The sequence below is a fragment of the Pseudomonas sp. TWI628 genome, from assembly GCF_039673865.1.
Taxonomy (GTDB): domain Bacteria; phylum Pseudomonadota; class Gammaproteobacteria; order Pseudomonadales; family Pseudomonadaceae; genus Aquipseudomonas.
Genome location: NZ_JBDJMM010000024.1, coordinates 95078 through 102787, shown reverse-complemented (window position 1 = coordinate 102787; position 7710 = coordinate 95078). Strand labels below are relative to the sequence as shown.

General features: G+C 62.2%; 8 protein-coding genes. 5 read left to right on the top strand and 3 right to left on the bottom strand.

Features of this window, described 5'->3' with window-relative positions; genetic code table 11:
* Positions 1–444: 444 nt before the first annotated feature.
* Positions 445–1332: a threonine/homoserine exporter RhtA gene (rhtA, locus tag ABE528_RS19380; RefSeq protein ID WP_152958691.1), complete on the top strand. Its 888-nt coding sequence runs from the start codon at positions 445–447 to the stop codon at positions 1330–1332.
* A gap of 189 nt (positions 1333–1521) precedes the next feature.
* Positions 1522–1803 carry a hypothetical protein gene (locus ABE528_RS19375; RefSeq protein ID WP_346653808.1) on the top strand — a complete coding sequence of 94 codons (282 nt, stop codon included), beginning with the start codon at positions 1522–1524 and terminating at the stop codon, positions 1801–1803.
* A 52-nt stretch (positions 1804–1855) separates the two neighbouring features.
* Here the strand turns inward: ABE528_RS19375 and ABE528_RS19370 are convergent, their stop codons facing one another.
* Positions 1856–3664 (bottom strand): aminopeptidase P family protein, encoded by a 1809-nt coding sequence (locus ABE528_RS19370; protein WP_346653807.1) that lies wholly within the window; start codon positions 3662–3664, stop codon positions 1856–1858.
* A 226-nt stretch (positions 3665–3890) separates the two neighbouring features.
* On the opposite strand from ABE528_RS19370, the gene ABE528_RS19365 reads away from it, so the two are divergent.
* Both ABE528_RS19365 and ABE528_RS19360 read left to right on the top strand, forming a co-directional pair.
* A complete protein-coding gene (locus tag ABE528_RS19365) occupies positions 3891–5003 on the top strand; it encodes a DUF3182 family protein (RefSeq protein ID WP_346653806.1) in 1113 nt (370 codons plus the stop codon).
* Positions 4987–5757 carry an alpha/beta hydrolase gene (locus tag ABE528_RS19360; RefSeq protein WP_346653805.1) on the top strand — a complete coding sequence of 257 codons (771 nt, stop codon included), beginning with the start codon at positions 4987–4989 and terminating at the stop codon, positions 5755–5757. Before ABE528_RS19365 ends, ABE528_RS19360 begins: the two co-directional genes overlap by 17 nt.
* Here the strand turns inward: ABE528_RS19360 and ABE528_RS19355 are convergent.
* Positions 5736–6116 carry an antibiotic biosynthesis monooxygenase gene (locus tag ABE528_RS19355; RefSeq protein ID WP_346653804.1) on the bottom strand — a complete coding sequence of 127 codons (381 nt, stop codon included), beginning with the start codon at positions 6114–6116 and terminating at the stop codon, positions 5736–5738. The two genes, ABE528_RS19360 and ABE528_RS19355, sit on opposite strands and share 22 nt — an antisense overlap.
* An 85-nt stretch (positions 6117–6201) precedes the next feature.
* On the opposite strand from ABE528_RS19355, the gene soxR reads away from it, so the two are divergent.
* Positions 6202–6654, top strand: coding sequence for a redox-sensitive transcriptional activator SoxR (gene soxR / locus ABE528_RS19350; protein WP_346653803.1), 453 nt, complete (start codon positions 6202–6204; stop codon positions 6652–6654).
* On the opposite strand, the gene ABE528_RS19345 is transcribed toward soxR, so the two are convergent.
* Positions 6646–7635, bottom strand: coding sequence for a helix-turn-helix domain-containing protein (locus tag ABE528_RS19345; RefSeq protein ID WP_346653802.1), 990 nt, complete (start codon positions 7633–7635; stop codon positions 6646–6648). The genes soxR and ABE528_RS19345 overlap by 9 nt on opposite strands.
* Between the last annotated feature and the right edge of the window lie 75 nt (positions 7636–7710).

Below are 7710 nucleotides of genomic sequence, written 5' to 3'. Positions count from 1 at the left end.
TTGAAGTTTTTTGCGAGAAACTCGTTTAGCTTCAAACACTTGACTCGCTGCGATCTCTCGTAGCGGGAGGCGAATAATACAGCGTTTAAAACCGCTGTCAACCTTCATCTCAACCGCTATCGATCATTTGATCGAAGCCCTTCCAGTTACCTCTTAACAACCTAACTCGTTGAATTTCAAGGAGTTTGTCGTTCCGATGTCGCTGGAAGTGGGGCGCATTATAAGGGGATTCGAAAGGCCGTCAACCTTTAATTTCAAGAAATTGAAATATAGGAAGAGAAGACCGTGTCAGGGCCACCAGGTGCTTGCCGCAACGCATTCAGCGCCTGTGGCGGACACCTCTCAAAAGCAACCAATCTCAACCCGGCCCCCTTGCACCCCACCCAAGCAATTGCGCACTATATTGCACAACCCCGCATGCCTCCCAAGGATAGCCGCGCAGAAATGAACACCCAGCCCCGCAGCCTGGCCGCCACTCTCTTCCCGATCGGCCTGCTGCTGATCGCCATGGCCTCGATCCAGTCCGGCGCCTCATTGGCCAAAAGCATGTTCCCCCTCATCGGCGCTCAAGGTACCACCACCCTGCGTCTGATCTTCGCCAGCATCATCATGCTGCTGATCCTGCGACCATGGCGGGTGCGCATGACCGCCAACACCCTGCGCAACGTCGTCATCTACGGCATGTCGCTAGGCGGCATGAATTTCCTCTTCTATATGTCCCTGCAGACTACACCGCTGGGCATCGCCGTCGCCCTGGAGTTCACCGGCCCGCTGGCCGTGGCGCTGTTCGCCTCGCGCCGGGCGCTGGACTTCGCGTGGATTGCCCTGGCAGTTACCGGCCTGTTGTTGCTGCTACCCGTCGGGCACGGTGGCCAGCCGCTCGATCTGCTGGGTGCAGCCTATGCGCTGGGCGCGGGCGTGTGCTGGGCACTGTACATTCTGTTTGGCCAACGTGCCGGCGCCGAGCACGGCATCCAGAGCGCCGCCCTCGGCGTGGTGGTCGCAGCCTTGTTTGTCGCGCCTATCGGCATCGTGCATGCCGGCAGTGCACTGCTCACCCCTGCCCTGATCCCGATGGCACTGGGTGTGGCCGTGCTTTCAACCGCCCTGCCCTATAGCCTGGAAATGGTCGCTTTGACCCGCATGCCAGCCCGTACCTTCGGCACGCTGATGAGTATCGAACCGGCGATTGGCGCACTGTCGGGCCTGCTGTTCCTCGGCGAAGTACTGAGCACCACGCAGTGGCTGGCAATTCTTGCCATCATCGCAGCCTCGGTCGGCGCCACACTGTCCATGCGCCGAGAGGCGAATCCTGCACTGGCAGCAGACTGATCTGAGAAGTATTTTCATTGAGACAAGATTAGCCATTGTCCCCATTCGCCTTGCTGATTAAGCTGTCACAAAATCATAATCTTTTCGCTATCTACTTGTGCGGACACGGATGCCGAGGACGATTCAGGAAGAACCGATGCGATTACGTCAGGGTCAGACCGCTGGTCGGCCCTGCATTTAAGGACAGGAATGAAACGTATTTTGCTCATCCTGGCCATCTTGGCCATTGCCGGTTGCGCCGCAACGACCAAGACTGAGGTCAAGAAGGGGAAAAAGGGCCTGCATATCAATTGCTCAGGCCTCTCCTCCTCATGGGACAAGTGTTACAGCAAGGCGGCCAGCTCCTGTAGCTCACGCGGTTACAAGGTGATCGCCCGCTCCGGAGACAGCGACGAAGAACCCGGGGATTACCTGTTCGGTATCAACCCCGCCGGCTACACCAGCCGCAGCATGATCGTCATCTGTAAATAAAGAAGGGCAGCCCACGGGCTGCCCTTCTTTCATCTACCGACTGCCAGCTCAATCACACCGGCACAGTACGCGCCTCCAGCCAAGCCAGTGCAGCCCCTTGCAGCAGCGGAGAAAGACGCTCGCGCACCGTTGCGTGATAACGATTGAACCATTCCCGCTCATCCCTGGTCAGCAGCTCCACAAGCAAGCAACGGGTATCGATAGGGCACAGCGTCAGGGTCTCGAAGCACAGGAACTCACCGAATGCACTCTTGCCCGCGTCGCGGTTCGCCACCAGGTTCTCGATACGCACACCCCAGGCGCCAGGCCGGTAGGTACCTGGCTCGATCGAGCTGATCATGCCCACCTGCATTGCCGTCTGCGGCGTGGTTGCCGCCTGGTAGGCAATCACCTGGGGGCCTTCGTGCACGTTCATGAAGTAGCCAACGCCATGCCCGGTACCATGACCGTAGTCGACCTGGTCTGCCCAGATCGGCGCCCGTGCAATGGCATCGAGCAACGGTGACAGGATGCCGCGCGGGAAGCTGGCACGCGACAAGGCAATCATGCCCTTGAGCACGCGGGTGCAGTCCTGCTTCTGCTCCAGGGTCGGATTACCCACCGGGACCATCCGCGTGATGTCGGTAGTACCGCCCAGATACTGCCCTCCGGAATCGATCAACAGCAGGCCATCACCTTCGATGACCGCATGGGACTCTTCGGTAGCGCGGTAATGCGGCATCGCGCCATTGCCGTTGAACGCCGCAATGGTCGAAAAGCTCAGCGAGACGAAGCCCGGCCGACGGGCACGCGCAGCGCTCAACTGCTCATCGACCGTCAATTCGGTGATGGTCTGCTGGCCCTGATGCGCCTCAAACCAGGCGAAGAATTCGCACAAGGCGGCGCCATCCTGCTCCATGGCCTGGCGTATGTGCACCAGCTCCTCTTCACCTTTGCGTGATTTGCTCAGTGTGGTCGGATTCAGCCCTTCGACCAACCGAACCTGGGCATCCAGGTGCTTCAGCAAGCCACAGGTCACGCGAGCCGGGTCGACCAGCACCCGGCTATGCGGAGCCAGTTCAGCCAATGCCTGCTGAACTTCCGTGTAATCGCGCACTTCGATGCCGTCGACCGCAAGTACATGGCGCAAGTGCTCATCGAGTTTGCCGGCACCGACAAACAGGATCGCCTGGTCCTTGCCGATCAGTGCAAAGGCTACGAAAACCGGATTGTAGGACACATCACTGCCGCGCAGGTTGAACAGCCAGGCGATGTCGTCCAAGGTTGCGATGAAGTGCCAATCGGCCCCCTTTTCCTGCAGCGTCGCCCGCAGCTGGCCAAGCTTCTCGGCCCGGCTGACCGTGGCGTGGGGTGGCAGGTGCTGATAGATCGGGTTACCTGGCAGCGCCGGGCGGCCCTCCCATACCTCGGCGAGCAAATCCCGATCAGTTACCAGGCGCGCCTCGCGGGCCCGGAGCCGCTCCTCGAGCTGGCGCGCCGAAGCCAGCGCCATGACCGCGCCATCCACGGCCACAGCGCCGTGCAGCCGAACATTGTCACCCAGCCATTCCAGCGCTCCCGGCTTGCCTGGCAACAGCTTCATCAAGACGATACCGCTGCCGGCCAGTTCCTTCTCGGCTTGCTCCCAGTAACGGCTATCAACCCATACACCGGCAAAGTCCGCGGTAACCACCAGCGTGCCTACCGAACCATCAAAGCCCGACAGCCACCGACGCCCCTGCCAATAGCCCGGCAAGTACTCGGAAAGATGCGGATCGGCTGACGGCACCAGCAGGGCATCGATGCCCTCCCGGGCCATGACTGCGCGCACGCGCGCCAGGCGCTCCGGCACACTTTGCTCAATCGTGGTCTGAACGTTCATGCGCACTCCTGCGGACACATCGTGGTTATTCCAGGTTGAGAATAATGGAACAGCTGCCACGGTGCCGCAATCGTGGCGGCCGACTCACGGCACGCTATGCCCATCCCGCCCCCAGCAAAGAAGACGCTTCCTACAACCGGGCCGCGACCATCAGTCACTTCCAGCTGAACTTACCGCTGACAGGGGCTTCACAACCTGTACATTCATTGCGCAGAGGCAGACGCCCATGCCCAGTGTCCGCGATCAGAAGACTGCCGTGGTATTGCTCGACACCCGCGAGCACACCCCGGAACACGAACATGCCGTGCACCTGAAGCTTGCCGACCGACTGGCCCGGCTGCTGGGTTGCCATGCCGTACTGCCCGACGTGCCAGCAAAAGAAGACCCACACTACTATTACTTGCCTACCGAGACCCTGGTCGGCGCCGAGCGTTATGCCGCCATGGGCATTCGCAGCGAGCAAGACCTGTTCGGAGGCCTGGTCAGCCACCCTTACATGGCCACCAAAGCCATTTCCCACCCGCTGCCGGCCGAGGCCGAATTTCCACCGGGCTGGACCGATGCCTTCGCCCGCCAGGCGAGCGACGCCCTGCTCTGCGGCTACACCGTTTTCAGCAAAGCCGATGCCCGGCGTGCCGCCCAATTACTGCTGCTCGATGGCCCATTGCGCATCAAGCCGGTGCTGGCTTGCGCGGGCCGTGGCCAGCACGTCATCAACCAGGCAGATCAACTGGAACCGCTGCTGGCCAACATTGATGAACGGGACCTGGCCCTGTGGGGCCTGGTGCTGGAAGAAGACCTGAGCAATGTCGAGACCTTCAGCGTTGGCCAGGTCCGCGTCGGGGGCCTGACCTGCAGCTATCACGGCACCCAGCAACTGACGCGGGACCACCAAGGCACCGAAGTCTACGGCGGCTCCGAGCTGGTCGTGGTGCGGGGCGACTACCAGGCCCTGCTGCAGCTGCCTCTGGAAGGTCATCTGCGCCTGGCGATCAACCAGGCCATGGCCTATGAACACGCCGCCGAGCAGCACTTCCCAGGCTTCATCGCATCGCGCCGTAACTACGACATCGCCCGCGGCACCACCGCCGATGGCCATTTGCGCAGCGGCGTACTCGAACAATCCTGGCGCTTGGGGGGAGCCAGCAGCGCAGAGCTGCTGGCATTGCAGGCATTCGCCGACGACCCGGCACTGCAGCAGGTATGCGCCTCCACCCATGAAGTATTTGGCACCCCTGACCTGCCCACTGACGCCACCCTCTTCTATCAAGGAAACGACAGTGAACTCGGACAACTCAGCAAATACGCGCGGATTCGCCAGCATGAGCATTCAGAGTGAAACCGTGGAACTGCAGGTCGAAGATGACAGCATCGTCGGCACCCTGGTCAGCCCCGGCAGCAAGATGCCCGGCATTCTCTTCGTCCACGGCTGGGGCGGCAGCCAACAGCGCGACCTGGCGCGCGCCCGGCTCATCACCGGCCTGGGCTGTGTGTGCATGACGTTCGACCTGCGCGGCCACGAGAAAACCGAAAGCCAGCGCCTGACCGTAACCCGCGAGCAGAACCTCAAGGACCTGCTGGCCGCCTACGACCGGCTGGTCAGCCACCCGGCGGTGGACAGCAGCGCCATCGCCATCATCGGCAGCAGCTACGGTGGCTACCTGGCCACCTTGCTGACCTTGCAGCGGCCGGTGAAATGGCTGGCCCTGCGCGTGCCAGCGATGTACTGGGATGACGAGTGGAACATGCCCAAGCAAGCCCTTGATCGCCAGCGCCTGAACGATTACCGCTTGCGCCTGCTCGGCCCTTCCGACAACCGCGCATTGGCTGCCTGCGCCGAGTTTGCGGGCGATGTGTTGCTGGTCGAATCGGAGCAGGATGACTACGTGCCCCACGCCACACTGATGAGCTACCGCTCGGCATTCGTCAGCGCTCATTCGCTGACCCATCGCATTGTCGACGGTGCCGATCACGCGCTATCCAGCGAGCAAAGCCAGAAGGCCTACAGTTCGATCCTGGCCGCCTGGGTCAGCGAGATGGTGGTCGGCGCACGCCTGGACCGCTACCCGCACTACGCCCCTTGGTATGCCTGAGGGTCGCCGACCTGGCAATGCAGCCCACCATCAGCCCCGCGCACCAGGCTGCGCAGCGTCTGGTACGCGGCGAAGTTGACACCACGCGCCTGATGGCGGCTGAGCAGGTCGAAGAATGGCTCTTCGGCAAAACACTCCGCCGCCTCCACCCAGGCCAGGCGTGATTGCCATTGCAGGTACTGCAAGACCCGGCTGCCATCGTCACTGGCCTGAATGCTGACACTTTGCAAACCCTGGCAACGCGTAGCCAACTCCTCACTGCGCGTGACCAATGCCGCAGCCAGCGCTGCCTGGCGCGAAGCGGGCACTTCATATTCGATCATCTGGGTGAACCACAGGGAACGCGGGGCCGCCGTCATGGCATGTCTCCTTGCTGCAACCACTTGCTTGGGAATGGACAGCAGGGTAAAACCTCCAGTTAACTCAAGGTCAAGCGTTTTTCCCATGCCCAACAAAGTACCTGCTGCCACGGAAAAGCTGCTCAGCGTCGGCCAATTGGCTGCTCGCAGCGGCGTGGCGGTGACTGCGCTGCACTTCTATGAAACCAAGGGCCTGATCCAGAGCACCCGCAATGCGGGGAACCAGCGGCGCTACCCAAGGGCAATGCTGCGCCGGGTCGCAGTGATCAAGATGGCCCAGCGCCTGGGCATTGCGCTGGCCGAGATCGCCTCGGCCCTGGCCGCACTGCCCAACGACCACACTCCGACCGCCGAAGACTGGCGGCACCTCTCAGCGCGCTGGCGCGAGGACCTGAACCACAGGATCGACGAAATGGTCAGGCTGCGCGACCAGCTCGATGGCTGCATCGGCTGCGGTTGCATGTCACTCAAGGAATGCCCGCTGCGCAATCGCCAGGACCATCTGGCTGGTGAGGGGCCGGGGCCGCATCTACCCTGAGCCGGGCAAGGCCAGGCGCTGCCGGTACTCGCTAGGTGTCAGCCCAGTGATGCGTTGAAACACCTTGCGAAACGCCCCCGGGTCCTGATACCCCACGCCCCAGGCAATCTGCTCGACCGTGCGCCGGGTGAACTCCAGCATCCGGCAGGCGCGCCCCACCCTCACCTGCTGGCAGTACTCGGTGGGCTTCAGGCCGGTGGCTGCGCGGAAGCGCCTGAGGAAGGTGCGTGCCTCCAGCCCGGCACAGATTGCCATGCCGGCGAGGTCGACATCTTGCGCACCCGCTGCCTGCAACCAGTGCTGAACCCTCAGCACCGCCTCGTCGCCATGATCAAGGCGCGGACTGAACAGCGCCCCCGGCACAGGCCTGCTGACCGGCTCGACGGACATGTAGCGGGCAGTCTCCCAGGCCACCGATGTACCAAGATAGCGCTCCAGCAGGCGCAACCCCAGTTCGGTCCAGGCCATCAGGCCAGCGGAAGTCACGATGTCACCATCATCCAGCAGCGGCTGGTTGGCCTGCACATGGACCTTGGGGTAACGCTCGGCAAGGGTTTGCGCGTAGTTCCAGTGAGTACTGGCCGCCCGGCCATCGAGCAGGCCACTGGCGGCGATGAAGAACACGCCGATGCACACCGATGCCAGCACCGTGCCCTGGCCATGCCACTGGCACAAGGGCTGGCGGTAGCGTTCGAGCAGACCTGCCGACGGGGTCGACTCCAGGCTCGGTGGAATGATCAGCACACGTAGCGGTTGGCACCCTGCGCCAAGGCTATCCTCAATGAGCTGCAATTGCCCTGCCTCGTCAACCTGCCAGTGGCTGACGCGGATCTGCGGCAACCCGGCGGCGCCCAGCTCGGTGGCCACGCGATTGGCCACGCTGAACAGGTCGCTCAGACCATGCAACGCCGCACGTTGCGCGCCCGGGTAGTGCAGCAGGCCGATCGCCAGGCTGCCGGGGCTGTCAGTTTTTGCCGTCATTGTGTCGATCGCGCCAATCCTCAAGTCGATGCCCACAGCCTATAACTATCGTCATCCAACGACTACTGCCACAGG

What these genes read in the sequence shown, in the direction of transcription:
- rhtA (WP_152958691.1), top strand. Translation starts at nt 445, where the DNA reads ATGAACACCCAGCCCCGCAGCCTGGCCGCCACTCTCTTCCCGATCGGC.
- ABE528_RS19375 (WP_346653808.1), top strand. Translation starts at nt 1,522, where the DNA reads ATGAAACGTATTTTGCTCATCCTGGCCATCTTGGCCATTGCCGGTTGC.
- ABE528_RS19370 (WP_346653807.1), bottom strand. Translation starts at nt 3,664, where the DNA reads ATGAACGTTCAGACCACGATTGAGCAAAGTGTGCCGGAGCGCCTGGCG.
- ABE528_RS19365 (WP_346653806.1), top strand. Translation starts at nt 3,891, where the DNA reads ATGCCCAGTGTCCGCGATCAGAAGACTGCCGTGGTATTGCTCGACACC.
- ABE528_RS19360 (WP_346653805.1), top strand. Translation starts at nt 4,987, where the DNA reads ATGAGCATTCAGAGTGAAACCGTGGAACTGCAGGTCGAAGATGACAGC.
- ABE528_RS19355 (WP_346653804.1), bottom strand. Translation starts at nt 6,116, where the DNA reads ATGACGGCGGCCCCGCGTTCCCTGTGGTTCACCCAGATGATCGAATAT.
- soxR (WP_346653803.1), top strand. Translation starts at nt 6,202, where the DNA reads ATGCCCAACAAAGTACCTGCTGCCACGGAAAAGCTGCTCAGCGTCGGC.
- ABE528_RS19345 (WP_346653802.1), bottom strand. Translation starts at nt 7,635, where the DNA reads ATGACGGCAAAAACTGACAGCCCCGGCAGCCTGGCGATCGGCCTGCTG.